At 72.8% G+C, this 20,818-nt stretch carries 16 protein-coding genes; 12 read left to right on the top strand and 4 right to left on the bottom strand.

What is annotated here, in order from left to right:
• Positions 1-162: 162 nt before the first annotated feature.
• From AB0E07_RS33130 to AB0E07_RS33145, 4 genes are all read left to right on the top strand, one after another.
• On the top strand, positions 163-1,086 hold the full coding sequence (locus AB0E07_RS33130) for an alpha/beta hydrolase (RefSeq protein ID WP_362260414.1): 924 nt from the start codon (positions 163-165) through the stop codon (positions 1,084-1,086).
• A gap of 38 nt (positions 1,087-1,124) precedes the next feature.
• Positions 1,125-2,063 carry an MBL fold metallo-hydrolase gene (locus AB0E07_RS33135; RefSeq protein ID WP_362260416.1) on the top strand — a complete coding sequence of 313 codons (939 nt, stop codon included), beginning with the start codon at positions 1,125-1,127 and terminating at the stop codon, positions 2,061-2,063.
• A gap of 16 nt (positions 2,064-2,079) precedes the next feature.
• A complete protein-coding gene (locus tag AB0E07_RS33140) occupies positions 2,080-3,819 on the top strand; it encodes a CocE/NonD family hydrolase (RefSeq protein WP_362260418.1) in 1,740 nt (579 codons plus the stop codon).
• A gap of 481 nt (positions 3,820-4,300) precedes the next feature.
• Positions 4,301-6,013 (top strand): fatty acyl-AMP ligase, encoded by a 1,713-nt coding sequence (locus AB0E07_RS33145; RefSeq protein WP_362260420.1) that lies wholly within the window; start codon positions 4,301-4,303, stop codon positions 6,011-6,013.
• A 38-nt stretch (positions 6,014-6,051) separates the two neighbouring features.
• On the opposite strand, the gene AB0E07_RS33150 is transcribed toward AB0E07_RS33145, so the two are convergent.
• A complete protein-coding gene (locus AB0E07_RS33150) occupies positions 6,052-6,192 on the bottom strand; it encodes a hypothetical protein (protein WP_362260517.1) in 141 nt (46 codons plus the stop codon).
• 205 nt (positions 6,193-6,397) lie between these two features.
• Between AB0E07_RS33150 and AB0E07_RS33155 the strand changes: the two genes are divergently transcribed.
• From AB0E07_RS33155 to AB0E07_RS33180, 6 genes are all read left to right on the top strand, one after another.
• Positions 6,398-6,952 (top strand): AfsR/SARP family transcriptional regulator, encoded by a 555-nt coding sequence (locus tag AB0E07_RS33155; RefSeq protein ID WP_231905718.1) that lies wholly within the window; start codon positions 6,398-6,400, stop codon positions 6,950-6,952.
• 5 nt (positions 6,953-6,957) lie between these two features.
• Positions 6,958-7,971, top strand: coding sequence for an acyltransferase domain-containing protein (locus AB0E07_RS33160; protein ID WP_362260423.1), 1,014 nt, complete (start codon positions 6,958-6,960; stop codon positions 7,969-7,971).
• A gap of 266 nt (positions 7,972-8,237) precedes the next feature.
• Positions 8,238-9,896 (top strand): acyl-CoA dehydrogenase, encoded by a 1,659-nt coding sequence (locus AB0E07_RS33165; RefSeq protein ID WP_362260425.1) that lies wholly within the window; start codon positions 8,238-8,240, stop codon positions 9,894-9,896.
• Positions 9,897-9,912: 16 nt separating this feature from the next.
• Positions 9,913-10,215: a phosphopantetheine-binding protein gene (locus AB0E07_RS33170; RefSeq protein ID WP_362260427.1), complete on the top strand. Its 303-nt coding sequence runs from the start codon at positions 9,913-9,915 to the stop codon at positions 10,213-10,215.
• Positions 10,215-11,033: a 4'-phosphopantetheinyl transferase superfamily protein gene (locus tag AB0E07_RS33175; protein WP_362260429.1), complete on the top strand. Its 819-nt coding sequence runs from the start codon at positions 10,215-10,217 to the stop codon at positions 11,031-11,033. The genes AB0E07_RS33170 and AB0E07_RS33175 overlap by 1 nt, the downstream gene beginning before the upstream one ends.
• 118 nt (positions 11,034-11,151) lie before the next feature.
• Positions 11,152-11,424, top strand: a complete 273-nt coding sequence (locus AB0E07_RS33180; RefSeq protein ID WP_362260431.1) for an acyl carrier protein — start codon at positions 11,152-11,154, stop codon at positions 11,422-11,424.
• Positions 11,425-11,553: 129 nt separating this feature from the next.
• On the opposite strand, the gene AB0E07_RS33185 is transcribed toward AB0E07_RS33180, so the two are convergent.
• The 3 genes from AB0E07_RS33185 to AB0E07_RS33195 all read right to left on the bottom strand — a co-directional run bounded on the left by AB0E07_RS33185 (position 11,554) and on the right by AB0E07_RS33195 (position 14,040).
• A complete protein-coding gene (locus tag AB0E07_RS33185; protein WP_362260433.1) occupies positions 11,554-12,897 on the bottom strand; it encodes an NAD(P)/FAD-dependent oxidoreductase in 1,344 nt (447 codons plus the stop codon).
• Between the two features lie 25 nt (positions 12,898-12,922).
• Positions 12,923-13,198 carry an acyl carrier protein gene (locus AB0E07_RS33190; RefSeq protein ID WP_351931678.1) on the bottom strand — a complete coding sequence of 92 codons (276 nt, stop codon included), beginning with the start codon at positions 13,196-13,198 and terminating at the stop codon, positions 12,923-12,925.
• A gap of 80 nt (positions 13,199-13,278) precedes the next feature.
• Positions 13,279-14,040 carry an alpha/beta fold hydrolase gene (locus AB0E07_RS33195; RefSeq protein ID WP_362260436.1) on the bottom strand — a complete coding sequence of 254 codons (762 nt, stop codon included), beginning with the start codon at positions 14,038-14,040 and terminating at the stop codon, positions 13,279-13,281.
• 355 nt (positions 14,041-14,395) lie between these two features.
• Between AB0E07_RS33195 and AB0E07_RS33200 the strand changes: the two genes are divergently transcribed.
• Together AB0E07_RS33200 and AB0E07_RS33205 are read left to right on the top strand one after the other, a co-directional pair.
• Positions 14,396-14,689, top strand: coding sequence for an acyl carrier protein (locus AB0E07_RS33200; protein ID WP_362260438.1), 294 nt, complete (start codon positions 14,396-14,398; stop codon positions 14,687-14,689).
• Positions 14,682-20,816, top strand: coding sequence for a beta-ketoacyl synthase N-terminal-like domain-containing protein (locus AB0E07_RS33205; RefSeq protein WP_362260440.1), 6,135 nt, complete (start codon positions 14,682-14,684; stop codon positions 20,814-20,816). The genes AB0E07_RS33200 and AB0E07_RS33205 overlap by 8 nt, the downstream gene beginning before the upstream one ends.
• Positions 20,817-20,818 lie beyond the last annotated feature (2 nt).

Raw genomic sequence — 20,818 nt, forward strand, 5'->3', positions numbered from 1 at the left:
GCGTGCTCCGTGTCACCCGGGCCCAGCCCCCCACCACCACAGGCCAGCCCCCCACCACCACAGGCCAGCCCCCCACCACCACCGGCCAACGCCCCGATGCCTCCGCTCGGCAGCCCACGACCCAGGGGCCGAAGCCCGCCACCGCCGGACAGGAGTGACGTCATGCCGCTGCACCCCGAGATCGCCAGGATCCTCGCCACCCTGCCCGCCCCGCCCGAGGGCCCCCTCGACCCGGAGGCGCTCCGCGCCGCGGACGAGGCGCAGGTCGCTCCCCCCGAGGAACGCCTGCCGCTGCACTCCGTGGAGGACCTGACCGCGCACACCGCGGCCGGAGACGTCCCGGTACGGGTCTACACCCCCGACGACGGGGACACCCACGGTCTGCTGGTCTACTTCCACGGCGGCGCCTTCTTCCTCGGCAGCCTGGAGACCCACGACCACGTGGCGCGCTCCCTCGCCGCCGCCACCGGCCTGAAGGTCGTCTCCGTCGGCTACCGGCTGGCGCCCGAGGCCGCCTTCCCCGCCGGGCTCGACGACTGCTACGCCGTCGTCCGCTGGGCCGCCGCGGAGGGCGGACGCCTCGCCTGGGACGGCACCACCCTCGCCCTCGCCGGTGACAGCTCCGGCGGGACCTTCGTCGCCGCGGTCGCGGCCCGCGCGTACGACGACGGCTTCGACCGGATCACCCACCAGATCCTCTACTACCCCTCCCTCGACCTGGACTTCGACGTCGACCGCTACGCCTCGCTGCGGGAGAACGCGGTCGGCTACGGCCTGGAGACGGCCGGCCTGAAGCCGTTCAACTCCTTCTACCTCGACAGCGGAGCCGACCCCGCCGACCCGCTGGTCTCCCCGATCAGGCGCGCCGACCTCACCGGCCTGCCGCCGGCCCTGGTCGTCACCGGCGAGTACGACCCGCTGCGCGACGAGGGCGAACTGTACGGGCGGCGGCTGCGGGAGGCCGGAGTCGAGGCGAAGGTGAGCCGGTACGCGGGCGCGGGCCACGGGTTCGTCCAGCACTTCTCCTGGCTCCCGGAGTACCGCGAGGTCTTCGCCGAGACGAGCGCCTTCCTCAACCGGCGCTGAACCACCCCGCCGCGCGTACGAGTTCGCAGGAGAGAGTCATGACGCCCGAAGTCCCCGTCCACCCGCTGGTCTCGCCCTGGGGCCGGTTCGGCCTCTACAGCTTCTACATCGACGCGCCCCAGCCGGCGATCGTGGACACCGGCATCGCCGGCTCGCCCGCCGAGGGAATGGCCCCCGCGCTGCGGGCGATCGGCCGCCGGATCGAGGACGTGCGCTGGATCCTGCTGACCCACGGTCACATCGACCACGTCGGCGGGGCGCACGCCCTATGGGAACTCACCGGCCGGCGGGCCCAGGTGGTGATCCACGAGGCCGACGCGCCGATGCTGCGCTCCCGGCAGGCCCATGTCGACGAGTACACCGCGGGCCGCGGCCGCTACCTCGGCGATCCCGAGGGCGAGGCGAAGGTGGCGGCCGCCGCACGGCAGGTCATCTCCGGGGAGATGGAGCCCACCCTGCTGGTCCGCGGCGGCGAGACCCTCTCCCTCGGCGGCGGGGTCACCGTCTCCGTGCACGCGATCCCCGGGCACACCCCCGGCTCCGTCGCCTACGTCCTCGACGGGCAGCGGGCGGTGTTCACCGGTGACGCGGTCCAGGCCCACGGCGCCGCCAACGGCTTCCCCGGCTACACCGACCCGGTCGCCTACCGCGTCTGCCTGGAGTACCTCCAGGTGCTCCGGCCGCGCCGGCTGTACCTCGGCCACCCCTACCGGCGGCCGGACGGTACGCCCTACGGCGTGGAACTCGACGCGGCCGCGGCCCAGGAGGCCCTCGCCGAGAGCCTCGCCGTCGAGAGCCGGGTGAGCGAGGCCGCCCGCGCCTGCCTGGCGGCCGGACCACGGGAGACGGACTCGCCGTACTCCCCGTTCGCCGAAGCGGCCGAGGCGCTCGGCTACACCGGCGACCCGACCCTCGAACCGTCGCCGTTCTTCACCTCGATGCACGGCTACCGCCGCCAGTACGCACCGCACTCGTGACACAGGAGCCCCCCTCATGACCGACTTCCACACCGTCCGGGCGGGCGGGCGCGACATCGCCGTCCGCAAGGACCTCCGGGTGCCGATGCGGGACGGTGTCACCCTCGCCGCCGACGTCTACGGCGAGCCCGACCCCACCCCGCGCCCCGCGCTGGTCGCGCTGAGCCCGTACGGCAAGGAACTCCAGGCCCTCGCCCTCACCACCCCGCCGCAGCGCAGGCCGAGCCCCATGTGGGACGGCTGCATCGAGGCGGGTGACATAGCCCGGGTCGTCCAGGAGGGCTACGTCCACGTCATCGGCGACCTGCGCGGCTCCGGTGCCTCCGGGGGCGAGCACATCGGCAACTACAACGCCGGCGGTGTCTCCCTGGGCCAGGACGCGTACGACTTCATCGAGTGGGTCGCGGCCCAGCCCTGGTGCGACGGCAACGTGGGCATGATCGGCATCTCCTACTTCGGTTCGATGCAGGTGCTGGCCGCCGCCGAGCGCCCGCCGTCCCTGAAGGCGATCTTCGTCAGCGGCGGCCACTACGACTTCTACGAGACCACCTACCACGGCGGTGTCATGTGGTTCATGCCGCGCGCCGCCCGCGAGGGCCGCGGCGGCGACTCCGGCTGGGCGTTCACCGACGGCGTCAAGTCCCGCATGCTGGAGACCTTCTCGCCCGAGGAGATCAGGGAGAAGGTCGCCCGGCGGCTCGCCGACCCCGACGTCGCGGCCTGGCCCAACCTGGTCCATGTGCTCAACTACCCCAAGAACCACGAGGCCTGGTTCGACATCGTGATGAACGAGGTCGACGGCGACTGGTACGAGGAGCGCAACCCCATCACGCTGGCGCCGCGGATCGACATCCCCGTCTGGCTTCAGATCGACCAGGGCCGCGGCTGGACGATGGACGGCACCATCGAACTGTTCCACGCGCTGAAGGGTCCCAGGAAGCTCGACATCGGCCCCTACCCGCCGATGCAGTCGCGCCCCTTCGTCGAGGAGCACGACAAGATGTTCCGCTGGTACGAGTACTGGATCAAGGGTGTCGACAACGGGATCATGGACGAGCCGGCGGTCACCGTCCACGTCGAGGGCTCCCGTACGTACGCGACCGGTGACACCTGGCCGCCGAAGGAGGTGGAGCACCGGTCGCTGTACCTGCGCCCGCGCCGCAGGCTCTCCTTCGAACCGGAGCCGATGGGCGCCGAGTACGCCGCGCCGGACGGCTTCTACCAGGCCCCGCTGACGGTCACCGACCAGGTGGAGATCATCGGTTGGAGCACCGAGCCCTTCGAGGAGCCGACCGAGATGATCGGCCAGGGCGCTGCGCACCTCTTCGCCGAGATCGACCAGCCGGACACCAACTTCATCCTGCGCCTGTGGGACGAGGCGCCGGGCGGCGGGCGGCAGTTGATCACCACGGCGTACCTCAAGGCCTCGCACCGCGAGCTGGACGAGGAGCGCACCACCGAGGGCGACCCCTACCACCCGCACACCCGGGCGGTGCCGGTCGAGTCGGGCCGGATCGAGGAGTACGTGCTGCGGGTCTACCCGTTCGCGGCGACGTTCCGGCCCGGCCACCGGCTGGTCGCGGAGCTGTCCAACGACGAGCCCCTGGCGGACGCGCACAACTCCCTGCTGCCGCCGGACGCCTTCCACCTTCCGGTGGGCCGCCCGGTCACCCACAAGATCTACCGCGACGCCGCCCACCCCTCACGCCTGGTGCTTCCGTTCACCACGCGCGCGGCGGCCGACACCCCGCGGTAGCCCCGGGCGGGTCCCGGCCGATGCGGCGGCCGGGACCGCGGACGACCCGACGGCCGGCCCGTGGAAACGGGCCGGTCGGTCCGGCACGCCCGGACGCGGTGCAGGCGGACTCGGCCCCCTCTCAGCGCCGTCCGGCCCTCCGGTGGAGGTCGAAGAGGGGTTCGATCGCGTCCCGGTCGCGAGTTTCGAAAATCCGTGCCGATCCGGACTCCCCGACTCCGAGCGATACTTGCCAAGTTCAGCGCGGGTGCGGTGCGCCATCGCGGACAGGAACCGACCGGATCGATTCCTCAACACGTCATGAATTACCCGTACCGCGACGCCATCGTCCCTCGTTATGATGCGTCTCACGCGCCCGACACCCGTCCGGGAGTCGAGGAGAGGTCATGCGTTCTTTGAGCATCGGCCGTTAGCTTCACGCCATTGAGTCGAACGGGGGCGGTTCGAAATGGGTGGTTTTCTTGGCGCATTACGGCGTCGCATGGAGGCGGCGGACCCGAGCCGTGAGGCCTTCAGCTTCGTCGGCGCCGAGACCGCCGCGCGCCGGGACGGCGGCCCCGGCTCCTCGGTCCGCACCCTGACCTACGGTGAACTCGACCGGCAGGCACGTCAGTTGGCTGCTTGGGTCCAGTCGCGGGGCGGGGCGGCGCAGCGCGTGCTGCTGCCGGCTTGCGAAGGCCCGCTCCAGGTCACCGCTCTGCTCGGCTGTCTGTACGCCGGTGCCACCGCCGTGCCCTGTCCGTCGCCGCTGGACGGCGGGCGCAATGTGCGCAGACTGGCCGCCATCGCCAAGGACGCCGACGTGGGCCTCGCCCTCGCCGACTCCGCGGTGGCGGCCGAACTGTCCCGGCTCTTCGCGGGCAGCGACCTGGTCTGCCTCGCGGCGGACCGGGCCGCCCTGCCCGATCCGGAGGACTGGCGGCCCACGGTGGCGGCCGACGACGATCTCGCCCTCATCCAGTACACGTCCGGCTCGGTCACCCAGGTGAAGGGGGTCCTGATCAGCCAGCGCAATCTGCTGGCCGGGCAGGAGGCCATCACCCGGGCGCTGGGCAGCGACGAGCACGCCGTGATCGGAGGCTGGCTCCCGCCGTACCACGACATGGGCCTGGTGGGGCAGTTGCTGCACCCGCTGCACCTCGGGGCCCGCGGGGTACTGATGCCCGCGGCCACCTTCGCCGCCCGGCCGCTGAGCTGGCTGCGGATGATCGAGGCGTACGGCGTCACCCTGTCCGGCGGCCCGGACTACGCGTACGACATGTGCGTGCGGGCGGCGACGGACGAGGAGGTGGACCGGCTCGACCTGTCCTCCTGGCGGGTCGCCGTCAACGGTGCCGAACCGGTGCGGGAGGCCACCATGGCCGCCTTCGCCAAACGGTTCGCCCCGGCCGGTTTCCGGCCCGAGGCGTTCTACCCGGCCTACGGGCTCGCGGAGGCGACCCTGCTGGTGACGGGTGGTTCGCCGGACCGGACGCCGGTGGAGCGGGAGGCGGACTGCACCGCGCTGGCCGCCGGCCGGCTGACCGGACCGAGGAACGGCTCCCGCAGCCGGACCCTGGTCGGGGTCGGACGGCCCCGCGGGGTGGAGATGCGGATCGTCGACCCGGAGACCCGGCAGGTGCTGGAGCCGGGGCGGGTGGGCGAGATATGGATCCGGGGCGAGAGTGTCGCCACCGGGTACTGGCGGCGCCGCGCCGAGACCGAGGAGTGTTTCGGAGCGGTCACGTCCGCCCATGACGGATCGTTTTTGCGTAGCGGCGACCTGGGTGCCGTCGACGAACAGGGCGAACTGTTCGTGATCGGGCGGCTCAAGGAGGGTGTCGTCGTCAACGGGGTGGATGTCGCGCCGGAGGACATCGAGACCTCGGTCCAGGGCCTGAACCCCAAGTTCGGGGTGACCGCGGCCATCACCACGGGGCCGGAACGCGACCGGCTCATCGTGATTCAGGAAGTGCGCGAGACCGGCCTCCTTGACGGTGAACTGCCGTCGCTCGTCGAGTCCGTACAGAGCCATCTGGACGGGGAGTTCGGTATCCCCGACGCCGTGATCCTGCTCGTCCGGCAGGGCGTGGTGCGGCGCACCACCAGTGGCAAGCTCCAGCGTTCGGCCATGCGCGGACTGCTCAGGAGCGGCGGCATCCGGCCGTTGTATCCCCAAGTACCGGTCTTCCAGGCCGACCTGAGTCCGAGTTGAGCCGCTCTCCAGCAGCTCACCGGACCATCACGTGACCATCACATCACCGAGCGGAATTCAGTGCTGCGGACGTTCAGCAGCGGAGTGCAGGCAACAGAGAGGATGCCGATGGACATCGAAGTGCTCGGCGCATGCAGAGTGATGCAGACCGGCAAGTCTGTGGTGCCTTCCGCGGTCAAGCCACGCAAGGTGCTCGCGGTACTGGCCCTCAACCCAGACCGGCCCGTCTCCGTCGGGATGCTGGTGGAGGAGGTCTGGGGCGAGACCCCACCGCCCAGCGTCGCAACTACCCTACAGACGTACATCCTTCAACTTAGGAACCTTATCACCTCCGCCATCGGAGGCCCATCGCCCGATATGCCGCTGGGCGCGAAAAGTGTGCTCGTGACCCAGCCCGGCGGCTATCTGCTGGACACCCAGGGCGGTTCCGTCGACGTCCGGGAGTACGAGCGGCTCTCCGGCGGCGGCCACCGGGCCCTGGAGAAGGGGGACTACGAGGCGGCGGCCGACCTGTTCCGCAAGGCGCTGTCGCTGTGGCGCGGACCCGCGCTCGCCGACGTGGAGTGCGGGCGGGTGCTGGACGTCGAGGTGACCCGCCTGGAGGAGTCCCGGATGGGCATACTGTGCCGCCGGATCGAGGCGGACCTGCTCCTCGGACGCCACCACGAGATCATCGGGGAGCTGTTCGGGCTCGCCGCCCGGCACCCGCTGCACGAGGGCATCCACCTGCAGTTGATGCTCGCGCTGTACCGGGCCGGCCGGCGCACCACGGCCCTGGAGGTCTACCAGCGGCTGCGGGACGTGCTCGCCGGTGAGCTGGGGCTCGACCCCAGCTACGAACTGCAGTCGCTCCAGGGGGCGTTGCTCGACTCCTCCTCCGAACTCCGGCTGGACCAGCCGCTCTCGCTCTTCAGGGTGCGGGCGCCGGGCCGCTACTGACGCCGGTGCCTCCGGTAGCGCTGCTCCTGCCCGGCGCGGGAGCCCAGTACCCCGCCATGGCCTATGGCCTGTACCGGTACGAGCCCGCCTTCACCACGGCCATGGACGCGGTCCTCGGACTGCTGGGCCGGACCGGGGAACGGCTGTACCGACTGTGGTCCTCCGGTGCGCGGCTGCGCACCGTGGCCGAGGTGCACCCCCTGCTGTTCGCGGTCTGCCACGCGCTCAGCGAGACGGTACGGGACCGGGGACTGCGCCCCGGCGCGGTCCTCGGCCAGAGCGTCGGCGAACTGGTCGCCGCGGTCCAGGCGGGGGTGCTCTCCCTCGCGGACGCGGTCCGGCTGGTCTCCGTACAGGCGGACGCCCTGGCCGGGGCGCCCGCCGGCGGGGCGCTCGCGGTCGCCGCCGCACCGCCCGCGGTGACTCCGCTCCTGCGGGGCGGCGCCGCGGTCGCGGCGGCCAACGGTCTGGGACAGACCGTCGTCTCCGGATCGGAGTTCGGACTCGCCGCCACCCGGCGGGCGCTGGAGGGTGCCGGGCTGACCTGGATGAGGGTCCAGGTGCCCGCCGGACTGCACGGCCCGCTCATGGCCGAGGCGTGCCGGGACACCCTGCCCGCCTTCCGGGAGGCCGGGTACACCCTGCCCCACACCCCGCTGCTCTCCGGCTGCGCGGGCGGGCGGCCCGAGCCGGAACGCGCCGTGGATCCCGAGTTCTGGGCCCTTCAGCCGTCCCGGCCGGTGCTGCTGGACGCGGCGGTGGGTCAACTGGCCACGGTCGGGCCGCTGTTGTGCGCCGAGGTGGGGCCGGGACACGGACTGGCGGTACAGGCCCGGCGCCACGGGCACCGGGCGGTGTCGCTGCTCGACGGCTGTGTCGGGGCGCCGCACGAGGAACGCGACCGGCTGCGGCAGGCCCTGGACTGTCTGGTGCTGGGTGATACCGCGCAGCAGCGGCCGGACGACGCGCCCGGCGCGACGGTGGCGTGGTTACGGCCCCCGGGCGGGGGGTCTGCCTAGGACCTGGAGCACGGGTGTGCGGCGCCGCGGGCGGGGGAGTACCCCGTCCGGCGTCGCGGTCACGCCGTCCCGTCCGGCCCGGAACCGGAACCCGGAAGCTGAGCTGGGCATATGCCCCCCGATCGGCTCGGGTTGCGGTCCACCAGGGCTTGAGCGGAGCGGCGGAGTCTTGGTTCGTTCTCGTACGGACGGGTGGGGTGAAACCCGGCGTACGAGGGCGGATCGGACCTACGGACCGCGAGGAGTGACACCCGGTGGAGCGAGCTGTGCGTGCGACCACGGCCGAGGGGCGGATCCGGAGCCGTGCCGACGAACTGGAGCGTGCCCTGGCCCCCTTCGGCGACGGGGCGCTCGGCGCCGAGGACCGAGCGCGCGCCGAACGGGCTCTGGAGGACTGCCAGTTCGGGTCCGACTTCGTGCCCGCCGAACTCGGCGGCCGGCTGGAACGGATCGACGGTCTCGGCCGGGTGGTGCGGCCCGCCTGCCGACGGGACCTCTCGCTCGGCTTCGGGTACGGACTCAACTGCTACTTCGCCGCCACCCCGGTGTGGACCGCCGGGGACGCCGCCCAGCGCGAGTGGACCGCCGCCCTGCTCATGGGCGGCGGCCGCATGGCCGTCGCCCGGCCCGCCGTCTCGCACGCCAACGACTTCCTGCGGGACGAGTTCGCGCTGCGCCGGTCCGCGGGCCGCCGACGCCTCGACGGCTCCAAGACCGCCGTCTGCAACTACGCACGCGCGCGCGGACTCACCGTCGTCGCGGGCACCGAGGACGGCACGCACGAGATCCTGCTGATCGACCGCCAGATCCTGCCCGAGGGCAGCCTGCGCACCCTGCACCGGTACCGCACGGTCGGACTGGACGGCTGCGAGTTCGGCGGCCTGGAGTTCACCGACTGCCCCGTCCCGGACGAGGCCGTCGTGGGCACCCCGGGCCAGGGCATGAACCTGGTCGTGCGCTGCTCCGTCGTCACCCGCGCCCTGCTGCCCTCCGTGATGATCGCCGCCGGCGACACCGTCCTGCGCACCGCCGTGCGGTTCGCCGTGGACCACCGCGCCGAGGACCCCTACGGCCCGCTCAGGTCGCCGTACGGACGGGAGGTGCTCACCGGCGCCCTGCTGGACCTGCTGATCGGCGACAGCATCGCGCTGGCCGCGGCCCGCGGCATCCATCTGCTGCCCGACCGGGTCAGCGCCTGCGCCGCGGCCGCCGCCTACACCGTGCCCAAGCTGCTCCAGGACTCCGCGCACGACCTGTCGACCGTGCTGGGCGAGGCGTACTTCGACTCCAAGGGCCGCTACGGCGCCTTCGGCCGGATGGTGCGCGACCTGCCCCTGCTCGGCCAGGGCCACGCCGGCACCGCCGCCCGCCAGGCCATGCTGGTCGCCCAGCTCCCGCACCTGGCCCGCACCTCCTGGCTGACCGAGGAGGAACCGCCGGCCGCGCTGCTGCGCCCCTGGGAGGACCTGCCCCCGGCCGACCTGTCCGCGCTGACCCCGGCCGGCGCCGCCGACCCCGTCGTCCCGGTGCTGACGGCCTGCACGGGCGCCGACGGCGAGCTGGGCGCCCTCGTCGACGCCTTCCTCGGCGAACTCCGCGAACTGCGCGACCGGTTCGCCCGGATCACCCCGGGCGCGGGCCTGTCCACCCCGGACACCCTCGCCCTCACCGACCGCTACGCCCTGGTCTGCGCCGCGGCGGCGAGCCTCGGCGTCTGGCGCGAGCACCGGGACGCCCGGCCCGGCACCTTCCTCGCCGACCCCGCGTGGATCACCGGCGCGCTGCACCGGCTGGGCGTCCTGCTGGGGCTCGACGTACCGAAGGCTCCGCAGGAGTCCGTCGAGCGGCTGCTGTTCGACACGGTCATGGACCGCTACGAGCGACGGCTTTCCTACGACCTGTACGAGACCTCTCTCGACTCCTGACCGGAAGGAACGGCCCATGAGCCACGGTGCGCGCGCCGACGAGACACACGCCGACGACGGGTCCGGCGATCTGATCTCCGCGGTGGTCCAGGCGGTGCGACGGGTCATCGACGACCCGGTGGCCGAGGTGGGCACGGACTCGCTGCTCCGCGAGGACCTGGGGTTCGACTCCGTCCTCATCATGCAGCTGAAGTACCGCGTCGAGCAGGCCGTGCCGGAGCTGGGGGAACTCTCCCTGCCCGACATGGTCGACCACATGGAGTCCGTGGGTTCCCTCGTCGCCTACCTCCGCGACCGCCTGGTGAAGGCGGCCGTCTGATGGCCGCTCCCGCCGCCGGAGCCCCCGTGCTGGTGACCGGTCCCGAGGGACAGTGGGACGAGGTGCTGCGGCCGCTCGCCGAGCGCGGCACGGTCGTGACCTACGGGAGAGTCACCGACTGGCTTCCGGAGGACACAGGAGAAAGGGTTCTGCGCCCCCTGCTCGGCCCCCGTGACTGGGGCCGCTTCCAGCGGCTCAGCCACCGCCGGGTCCGGGAGGGCTTCCTCGCCTCCCGGCTGCTGCTCAAGCACACCGCGGCCCGGGTGCTGGCCAGCCGCCCCGAGGCGGTGGACCTGGCGTACAAGCCGGGCGGCCGGCCCTACCTGCGTGGCTGCGACCAGATCGACATCAGCCTCAGCCACACCGAGGAGGTCATGGTCGTCGGCGTCACCCGGCACGGCCTGCTCGGCGTCGACGTGGAACGCGCCGAGCGCCCCATGGTGGGCACCGGTGTGGAGTTCCAGGCCTGCACGCCGCACGAACGGGAACTGCTGGAGTCGCTGCCCGAGACCACCCGCAACAGCGCCCTGGTCCGGCTCTGGACGCTCAAGGAGGCGTACAGCAAGGCCATCGGCCAGGGACTGCGCTTCCGCTTCACCGAGTTCGGCTTCACCCTGGACGACGCGCGCATCCGGCTCCAGCGGCCGGACGGCTCCCCGGGCACCGGCCCGGAGTGGAGCTTCGGCACGTACGCCCTGGAGTCCGACTACGTGGTGAGCGCCGCCCTGCGCGACGAGGGCTTCGGCGCCGCGGCCGACACGGCCGCCGACACCGTGCTGGACCAGAGCCTGCTGGGCGTGCTGCTCGGCCGCCTCTGAGCCGCCCGCCGCCGCCCCGCCCGCCCCGGCCCGCGCCGGGGCCCTCCCCTCCCCGTTCCGTCCTGTTCCGTTCCGTACCGCGAAGGCACCGTCACCCATCCCTCTGGAGGCACCCACCATGGCCCGGTCCGAATCCCGCGACGGCTTCACCCTCGCCGACCTGCTCCGGCTGCTGAGCGAGAGCGCCGGCGTTCCCGAAGGCATCGACCTGGAGGCCGACGACGTCGTCGACACACCGTTCTACCGGCTCGGCTACGACTCGCTCGCGCTGCTCCAGGTCACCGGACGGCTCAAGCGCGAGTACGGGCTGATGCTGCCCGACACCATCGTCGCCGACGCCCCGACCCCGCGCGCCCTGCTCACCGTCATCGCGCACGCGCGTGCCGCCTGACACCCCGCGCGGCGGGCGCCGAAAACAGTGCCGGCCGCGCACCTTCCCGGATTTCTCCGGAGAGGGTGCGCGGCCGGCGTCTGCGCTCCAGCCCTGCCGCTCTCCCGGCTGGGGGAGGGCCGGGACCGATCAGAAGCTGGGCGCGGCGGTGGGCGACCTCAGCTGACCCAGGTACGGGTGCCACAGGTGGGTCGGGTCGTTCTCCACGGCCTCGATGATCTCCCACATCGCGGAGAGGGCCTTCGGCTCCTGGTCGTCGTAGACGTCGCCCTGGAGCATCTTGAGGATGTCCAGCCGGTAGCGGTCGTCCTGCACGAAGGCCGTGAACAGGATGTTGAGGCGGTAGTAGGCCTCGATGAAGCGGTGCCAGTAGCCCACCGCCTTGCGGAGCTTGTTCTCGTAGGCCGAGAAGCGCTCGTGCTTGAAGTCGCCGGCCTCGGCGGCGGCGATGATGTCCTTGGCCGCGAGCCGGGCGCTGTTGAGCGCGACGGAGACACCGGAGGAGAAGATCGGGTCCACGAAGCGGGCGGCGTCACCGATGAGGACGTAGTTGTCACCGGCGATCTGCTTCATGCCGTAGCTGTAGTCGCCCTCGGTCTTCATCGGCTTGACCTGCTCGCAGTTCTTGAGCACGTCGAGCAGCTCCGGGCGGGACGCCACGGTCTCCCAGAAGTACTTCTCGCGGTCGCCGCCGTACTCCTGGAACCGCTTCTTCTGGCTGACGACACCGATCGAGGTGATGGTGTCGGTGATCGGGATCTGCCACACCCAGGTGTCGAGCAGCGGCAGGAAGTGGATGAAGATGTAGTCGGCCTGGTCCTTGTTGACGGCGAGGGCCTTGCGGTCCAGACCGTCGAACCAGGTGTGCACGGCGTACTGGTTGAAGACCGGGTCCGGGATCTTCGTCTTGAGCTGGTTGCCCAGACGGGTCTGCCGGCCACTGGCGTCGACGACCATCTTCACCGGGATCTGCGTGGAGGAGGAGCCGACCTTCACCTCCACGACGGGCAGTTCGCCGTCGAAGTCGACCTTGCCGACCCGGACGCCCTGGAAGACCTTGGCGCCCAGCTCCTCCGCGTGCTTGAGGAGGATGTGGTCGAACTTGCTGCGGTCGACGTGGAACGTGTGGTCCCGGTCCACGCCCTCCTGGTCCCGCTCGCTGAACAGGACCTCGGCGGCACGGAAGTCGTGGTTCAGGCCGCGGAAGCCGTTGTGGTTGATGTCGCGGTCCTCGGCGGAGGTCCAGGCGGCGCCGAACTTCTTCGGGAAGCCGGCGGCCTCGATCTTGTCCATGGCCCCGATCTCCAGGAGCACCGGGGTGGTGGCCGGGACCAGGGACTCGCCGACGTGCTCACGAGGAAAGTTCTCCGCCTCGAACACGGCCACGGACAGACCGGCCTTGGCCAGGTAAGAGGCCACGGTCGATCCCGCGGGGCCGCCGCCGATGACTGCGACGTCGAATTGTGCGTCCACGATGCTCTCTCTTCCTTCGGTCGGTTCAGGCAGCGGGCTGCGGGGCCAGGGAGTAGACCATGTCCGTGATGGCAGCCAGGTTGGCGAAGTGCCGGCCGGTGATGTGGGTCGGGGGCACGACGACCCCCAGCTCGGTGCGGATGAACGAGAGCAGCAGGGAGGTGTTCATGGAGGTGAGGACGCTCCACTCCAGCAGCGGGGTGTCGTCCGTCAGCTCCGACACCTCGCTCTCGCCGAGGAACTGCTGCTCGATGTACTCGCCGATCCTGCGACGGATCTCTTCGTGGGACAGCGCCGCCACTGGGGCCTCCTGTTGGTCTCGGACTTTGGCGTGGGGGGAGAGCCGTACAGCCCGTGATGCTGGGTGCTGTCGGTGGAGGTTCACTCGGCAACCGCTCGGGTGACCGCCCCACGAGCGGCGGGCACCGGGGCCGCGGCCGCCGCGCACCTGGTCAGGCGGGCGCCCAGCGCGGCCCTGAACTCCGGCTCCTGGAGGAAGAAATGGCCGCCGGAGACCAGCGTGAGATCGAAGACCCCGGTGGTGATCCGCGACCAGGCCGCCATCGACGAGGCGTCGGTCAGGACGTCCTCGCGGCCGGCGAACGCGGCCACCGGAACGGCCAGCCGCGGGCCCGGCGCGTGGGTGTAGGTCTCGACGACCCGGAGGTCGGCCCGGATCGCGGGCAGATAGAAGCGCAGCAGCTCCGGCTCGGCCAGCAGTGCCTCGGGCAGACCGCCGATCCGCTGGAGGCCCTGGACGAAGCCGTCGTCGGGCAGATGGTGGAACGGGCGGTGCGACAGCGGCTCGGTCGGCCCGTTGCGGCCCGAGACCAGCAGCAGCTCGGGCGGGGTGCCCAGGGCGGTCAGCGCCCGCGCCGCCTCGTAGCCGAGCAGGGAGCCGAAGCTGTGCCCGAACAGGGCGTACGGCTCGTGCCGGCGTTCGCCGATCAGCCGCACGGCCTCCTCGGCCAGCGAGGCCAGACCGTGCAGCAAGGGTTCTCGTACCCGGGTTCCGTGCCCGGGCAGTTCCAGCGGTACGACCGTGACATGGCCGGGCAGATCGGCCGCGAGCCTGATGTAGGGGTGCGCGCTGCCGCCCGCGTGGGCGAGGCAGAACAGCGTCAGCCGTGGGTCGGTGGTCAACGGGCTTCCTTCCGGGTCGGCGGGACGCCGGCGGACTCGGTCCCGGCGATCGTCCCCGGCGATCGCACCAGGCAGCGCTCAAGCCGCCGTCGACAGGGCTTCGAGAGGGGAGGGGTTCGCTCCGCCCCCCGCTGGCCTGAACCAGCCGCCCCGATACGGCCTTTCGCGGACGGGCCGCGCGCCGGGCCCCTTGGGCCCCGATCCGGGCGGCGCCCGCCGCCCACCCGTCCCTCCGCGGCCGCCGCACGGCCCGGGAAGGGGCGAGGACCGGCCATCCCCGGGCACTCTCAAGGGCGTCTTGAGTCCGTCTCCCTACCGTCGCTTTCGGCCGCACTTGAGGGAGAGAGGTGCCACGGTGAGCGGACCTGCGAGGGAGATCACCCCCGAAGCGGTGGAGAACTGGCTGGTGGAGCAGATAGCCCAGAGGACCTTGCTGCCCCCGGCGATGGTCTCGGTCCACCTGTGCTTCGACGAGTTCGACATCGACTCCGCGGACAGCCTGGTGATCACCACGGCCCTGGCGGACTGGCTCGGCTACGAGGTGGACCCGCGTGCCCTCGTACGCCATCCGACGATCCGGTCGCTCGCCGGATACCTGGCCGGCGGACGCCACCAGGTCACAACGGGAGGTACTCCGGTCCATGGCTGAGAACCGACGGTACGAGCCGCGCCCCGACGACATCGCCGTCGTCGGGGCCGGCTGCCGCTTCCCCGGCGGTGTACGCGACCTCGACGGGCTGTGGCGGGTCTTCATGGACGGCGTGGACGTCGTCACGCCGGTGCCCGGCGACCGCTGGAGCGAGGACTTCCACCACCCCGACCGGCACAACCCCGGCACCACCTACTGCCGCGAGGGCGGATTCCTCGACGGGATCGACCGCTTCGACGCCGACTACTTCGGCGTCTCGCCGCGAGAGGCCCGGGGCATGGACCCCCAGCAGCGGCTGCTGCTGGAGGTGTGCTCGGAGGCGATGGAGGACGCCGGACTGCCCCGGGCCGGCTGGGAGGGCACCCGCACCAGCGTCCACCTGGGCATCCTGGGCTCCGACTACCTCCTGCTGCACGCGCGGACCTCCGGGATCCGCGCCATCGACCCCTACTTCGCCTCCGGCAAGGAGTTCAGCTTCGCCGCCGGACGCGTCGCCTACACCTTCGGGCTGCACGGTCCCGCGATGACCGTCAACACCGCCTGCTCCTCCTCCCTGGTCGCCGTCCACCTCGCCTGCCAGGCGCTGCGCAACGGCGAGGCCGACGCCGCGCTCGCGGGCGGCGTCAACGTGATCGTGGCGCCCGAACTCTCCGTTTTCATGGGCAAGGTGCAAGCGCTGTCCCCGACCGGACGGTGCCGCCCCTTCGACGCCCGCGCCGACGGCATCGTCCGCGGCGAGGGCTGCGGCGTCGTCGTCCTCAAGCGCTACGCCGACGCCGTGCGCGACCACGACCGCATCCACGGACTGATCCGCGGCTCGGCCGTCAACCAGGACGGCCGCAGCGCCGGACTGACCGCCCCCAACGCACTCGCCCAGCAGGAACTGCTGCGCTCGGCGCTCGCGTCGGCCTCCGTCACGCCCGAGGAACCCGCCTTCGTCGAGGCCCACGGCACCGGCACCCCGCTCGGCGACCCGCTGGAGATCTCCGCGCTCACCGAGGTCATCGGCCGCACCCGGTCCGTCGAGGAGCCCCTCCTGGTCGGCTCCCACAAGGCGCACTTCGGGCACATGGACTCCGCCGCGGGCATCGCCGGACTGCTCAAGACCCTGCTGGTGCTGCGGCACCGGACGGTCCCGGGCCAGATCCACCACGTCTACCCGGCGCCGATGATCGACTGGGAGTCGTCCGGGACGCTCGTCCCGGTGGAGCACGTCCGGCTGCCCGGCGAGGAGCGTTCGCTGACCGCCGGGGTGAGCGCTTTCGGGCTCTCCGGCACCAACGCCCACGTCGTCCTCGGCAGCGCGCCGCAGCCCGCCCCCGCCGACGAGGCCGGCGCGGAGTCCGCCGGGCCGCACACCCTGCTGGTCTCCGCGACCACCGCCGAGGGCCTGCGCCGCCTGGCCGCCGACTACGCGGGAACCCTCGCCGACCCGGTCGGACCGCTCGCCGCCGCCTCCGCGGTGCGCCGCACCCACCACAAGCACCGCATCGCCGTCGTCGGCAAGGACGCCGCCGAACTCACCGCGGCCCTCGCCGGCGCCGACGGCACCCGCGCGGCCGAGACCCGGCCCAAGGTCGTCCACGTCTTCTCCGGCCAGGGCTCGCAGTGGCCGCGGATGGGACTCGACCTCGCGCAGTCCGAACCCGTCGTCCGCGACACCCTCGACGACATCGACGAACTGCTGCGCGCCGAAGCCGGCTGGTCCCTCTACGACGTCCTGCGCGACGCCGACCCGGCCCGGGTGAAGGCCACCGACGTCGCCCAGCCCGCGGTGTTCGCCGTCCAGGTCGCGCTGGCCCGCCTCTGGCACTCCTGGGGCGTGCGCCCCGACGCGGTGATCGGCCACAGCATGGGCGAGGTCGCCGCCGCGCACCTCGCCGGCGCCCTCGAACTGGAGGACGCCGTACGGCTGGTGACGCACCGCGGACGGCTGATGCACCGCGCCGCCGGCACCGGCCGGATGGCCAACGTGGAACTCGGCGCCGACCAGGTCCGCGAACGGCTCGCCGCCGGGCACCCCGAGGTGTGCGTCGCCACCGAGAACGGGCCCGCCTCCGTGGTCGTCGCCGGACCCGCGGCGGCGGTCGAGGCCGCGGTCCGTGAACTCGCCGCGGACGGCGTGAACGTGGTGGCGCTCCCGGTCGACTACGCCTTCCACTCCCCGCTGATGCAGCCCTACGCGGACGAACTCGCCTCGCTGCTGGCCGGGTTGAAGCCCAGTGTGCCCACGGTGCCGTTCCTGTCCACCGCGCTGCCCGGCCAGGACGTGCCGCTGGACGCGGCCTACTGGAGCGCCAACCTCCGTGAGCCGGTGCGGCTGTGGCCGGTCGTCGACGCACTGCTCGCCGACCGCGAGACGGCGTTCGTCGAGATCGGCGCCCACCCGGTGCTGTCCCGGCCGCTCCAGTCCGCCCTCGCCCACCGCGAGCGGCGCGGGCCCGTCGTCTCCTCGCTGGTGCGGGCCCAGAACGGCCCGACGATGCTGGCCCGGTCCCGGGCCGCGCTGCACGCGGCGGGCGTCGAGATCGACTGGGCCGGTGCGCTCGGCGGGCCGGTCCGGCCCGTGTCGCTGCCGCCCCACCAGTGGGCGGACGAGCGGTTCTGGCTGGACGGCGTGGAGCGCGGTGACCAGGGCGAAGGGCCCGGCCGGCTGGACGGGTTGCGGGCCGAGGTGCGGCTCGTGGACGCGGGTGGGCGGGTTGTCGTGGAGCTGGGGGCGGAGGGGGTGTCGGCTGCGGCGCCGGCTCCGGCTGCGGCGACTGTTGCCCCTGCTCCGGCGCCTGTTGCTGTTGCTTCGGTGCCTGCTGCGGTGCCGGTGGCCTCGGAGGAGTCCGCCGAGGCCGGAGGTGAGCCTGACGTGCCCGTCGTGCTCGAACGGGAGCATGTCGCGTCCACGGTGCATGCCGTGCTGCTGAAGGTGCTCGGGCACGGGCCCCGCAAGCGGCTGCCGCGCTCGCGGGGGTTCTTCGAGCTGGGGATCGACTCGATCTCCGTGGCGGAGTTCGCGCGCCGGGTGGCCGAGGAGCTGCGGGTCGAGGTCGACGGGGCGGACGCGTTGGCGCACGGCACGATCGACGGGTTCGCGGACTACATCGTGACGTTGACGCCTCAGGAGGCTGCCGAGGTGGGCAGTGGGGCGGGTGCGGCGCCGTCCGGGCCGGTCGCGCAGTGCCCCGCGCCCCTGGTGGGGGGTGGTGGCGGTTCGGGGTCGGGTGCGGTGGCGTCCGGGCCGGTCGCGCAGTTCCCCGCGCCCCTGGAGGGTGCTGCCGGGCCGTCCGACGGTCAGGAACCGTTGGTGCCGGCCCGGGTCCCCGAGACGGACGGCGTCGGGGAACCGACCCCCGGGGAGGACGGGGTCGAGGCTGTTGCCGTGATCGGGATCGGGTGCCGGTTGCCCGGTGGGGTCGGTGGGCCCGAGGACTTCTGGCGGCTGCTCGACCAGCGGGTCGACGCCAGCGGGGACGTGCCCGCCGAGCGCTGGGACACCTCCGCCCTCGACGGCGTACCGGCCCGCGGTTCCTTCCTCGGTGAGGTCGACGGCTTCGACAACTCCTTCTTCCGGATCTCGCCCCGCGAGGCCCGCACCATGGACCCGCAGCAGCGGCTGTTCCTGGAGGTGGCCTGGGAGGCGCTGGAGGACGCCGGGGTCCGGGCCGACCGGATGAGCGGCTCCCGCACCGGTGTCTTCGTCGGCCTCAACACCACCGACTACCAGCAGCTGGTGACCCGCCGGGAGTCCGACGTCGACCTGTACTACGGCACCGGCAACTCCTTCAGCGCCACCGCCGGCCGTATCTCGTACTTCCTGGGCCTGCGCGGCCCGAGCCTCGCCGTCGACACCGCCTGCTCCTCCTCCCTCACCGCCGTGCACCTGGCCTGCCAGAGCCTGCGCGCGGGGGAGAGCCGGCTGGCGCTGGCCGGCGGGGTCAACGTGATGGCCACCCCGACGGTGTTCCTCTCCATGGGCGCGGCCGGCGCGCTCGCCCCCGACGGACGCTGCAAGACCTTCGACGACTCCGCCGACGGCTACGGCCGGGGCGAGGGCGCCGGTGTGGTCGTGCTCAAGAAGCTCTCGACCGCGCTGCGCGACGGTGACCGGGTGTACGCGATCATCCGCGGCAGCGCGGTCAACCAGGACGGGGCCAGTGGCGGGTTCACCGTGCCCAGCGGCACCGCCCAGGAGGAGGTCATCCTCACCGCGCTCGACCAGGCCGGAGTCGAACCGCACGAGGTGAGCTACGTCGAGGCGCACGGCACCGGCACCCGGCTCGGCGACGCGGTCGAACTGCGCGCGCTGGCCGGGGCCCTGGGCACCGGACGCCCCGCGGGACGCCCGCTCGTCGTCGGCTCGGTGAAGACCAACGTCGGCCATCTGGAGGCCGCCGCGGGAGTCACCGGGCTGATCAAGACGGTGCTGGCCCTCGGCCACGAGCGCATCCCCGCCCAACTGCACCTGACCGAGCCGACCGGCCAACTCGACTGGGCCAAGCTGCCGTTGAGCGTGGCCGGCGAACCGGTCCCGTGGCCCCGCGGCGAACGGCCCCGGATCGCGGGCATCAGCGCGTTCGGCTTCACCGGCACCAACGCCCACGTCCTGGTCCAGGAGGCCCCGCGGCAGTCCGTGCCCCCGGCCGCGCCCAGGCCCGTACGGCCCTGCGTGCTGACCGTCTCGGCCGCCACCCCGGACGCCCTGACCGAGGCCGTGGCCCTGATGCGGGAGCGCGTCGCATCCGCCGCCGACAGCGAACTCGCCGACCTGTGCTGGACGGCCGGCGCCCGCCGCGCCCACCTCGCGCACCGGATCACCGCCGTCGGACGCACCCGCGAGGAGCTGCTCGCCGCCCTGGACCGGGCCCGCCCGGCACAGGCCCGCGACGAGGCCACGGTGCTCTTCGTCTACGGCCGCACCCCCGCCGACCTGTCGGCCTACGAGGAGGTGCTGGCCGGGGACCCGGAGGCCGCCGAGACCTACCGCGCGACGCTCGCCGAGGCCCGTGAGGCACTGCGCGCCGAACTCGGCGAGCCCGACGGCCCGCCGCACCCCGGCAGCGTGGAGCACGCCGGCGAGGTCTTCGCCGGCCAGCTCGCCACCACCGCCCTGTGGGAGGTGTTCGGCGTGCGGCCCGACGCGGTCGTCGGCTGGGACATCGGCGAGTACGCCGCCGCCGTGGTCGCCGGCGACCTCACCCTCGTCAACGCGGTACGGCTGCTCGCGGCCGGCGTGCCCGTCCCCGCGCAGCCCGACGGAGCCCGGGTGACCCGGCACACCGCGGCCGACGGCTGGACCCCGCTGGCCAACGAGGTCATGCTGGGCGGCCTCGACGTCCTGCTGGACATCGGCACCGGCAGCCGCGCGATCCGCATGCTGGGCGCCGCCCTGGACGCCTCGGTGGAGCCCGGGGAGGTCGTCCCGGTCCAGCTGACCGCGCCCCGCCGGCGCCAGCCCAGCGGCGTCGAGAAGGCCTACCTCGGCCCGGTCGAACTGCTGGAACTGGCCGCCGCGCTGCACTCCCACGGCGTCGCCGTCGACTGGGACCGGTTGGTGCCGGGACCGCACCGGACCGTACCGCTGCCCGCCTACCCCTGGCAGCGCAAGCCCTATTGGGTGGAGACTCCGTACGCGGCGGAACCCCGTCCGCGGTCCGAGCCGCAGTCCGAGCCGCTGCCCGCGGCCGCGCCGGAGCCCGCCGGCGATCTCGCCACCGAGCTGCTCGCGCTGCCGCCCGACCGGCGGGAGGAGCGACTGGTCGACCTGCTGCTGGTGCTCGTCGCGCAGGTGCTCGGCGAGGAGGCCGATGTCTCGCCCGACCAGGGCTTCTTCGACCTCGGTATGGACTCGGTGCTGTCGCAGGACCTCAAGCAGCGCGCCGAGCGCGAGCTGGGCCTGGAACTCCCCGGCACCGTCATGTTCGAGTGCCCGAACGTCACGTCGTTCGCCCGCTTCGTCCTCGACGAGGTGCTCACCGAACCGCAGGACCCGGCCGGAACCGCGGGCGCGGAGCACGCGCCCGAGGAGCCGGCCGAGGTCCTGGAAGATCTCGCAGACCTCGACGACGACTCCCTGCTGAGCCGTCTCGACGACGCGCTGGCGTCGTCCGAAGCCCTGTTGACCGAGGGAGACTGACC

It is taken from the genome of Streptomyces sp. NPDC048002, from assembly GCF_040653275.1.
Lineage (GTDB): Bacteria > Actinomycetota > Actinomycetes > Streptomycetales > Streptomycetaceae > Streptomyces.

Coding starts and splice junctions, on each gene's coding strand:
- AB0E07_RS33130 (WP_362260414.1), top strand. CDS start 163: ATGCCGCTGCACCCCGAGATCGCCAGGATCCTCGCCACCCTGCCCGCC.
- AB0E07_RS33135 (WP_362260416.1), top strand. CDS start 1,125: ATGACGCCCGAAGTCCCCGTCCACCCGCTGGTCTCGCCCTGGGGCCGG.
- AB0E07_RS33140 (WP_362260418.1), top strand. CDS start 2,080: ATGACCGACTTCCACACCGTCCGGGCGGGCGGGCGCGACATCGCCGTC.
- AB0E07_RS33145 (WP_362260420.1), top strand. CDS start 4,301: ATGGAGGCGGCGGACCCGAGCCGTGAGGCCTTCAGCTTCGTCGGCGCC.
- AB0E07_RS33170 (WP_362260427.1), top strand. CDS start 9,913: ATGAGCCACGGTGCGCGCGCCGACGAGACACACGCCGACGACGGGTCC.
- AB0E07_RS33175 (WP_362260429.1), top strand. CDS start 10,215: ATGGCCGCTCCCGCCGCCGGAGCCCCCGTGCTGGTGACCGGTCCCGAG.
- AB0E07_RS33180 (WP_362260431.1), top strand. CDS start 11,152: ATGGCCCGGTCCGAATCCCGCGACGGCTTCACCCTCGCCGACCTGCTC.
- AB0E07_RS33205 (WP_362260440.1), top strand. CDS start 14,682: ATGGCTGAGAACCGACGGTACGAGCCGCGCCCCGACGACATCGCCGTC.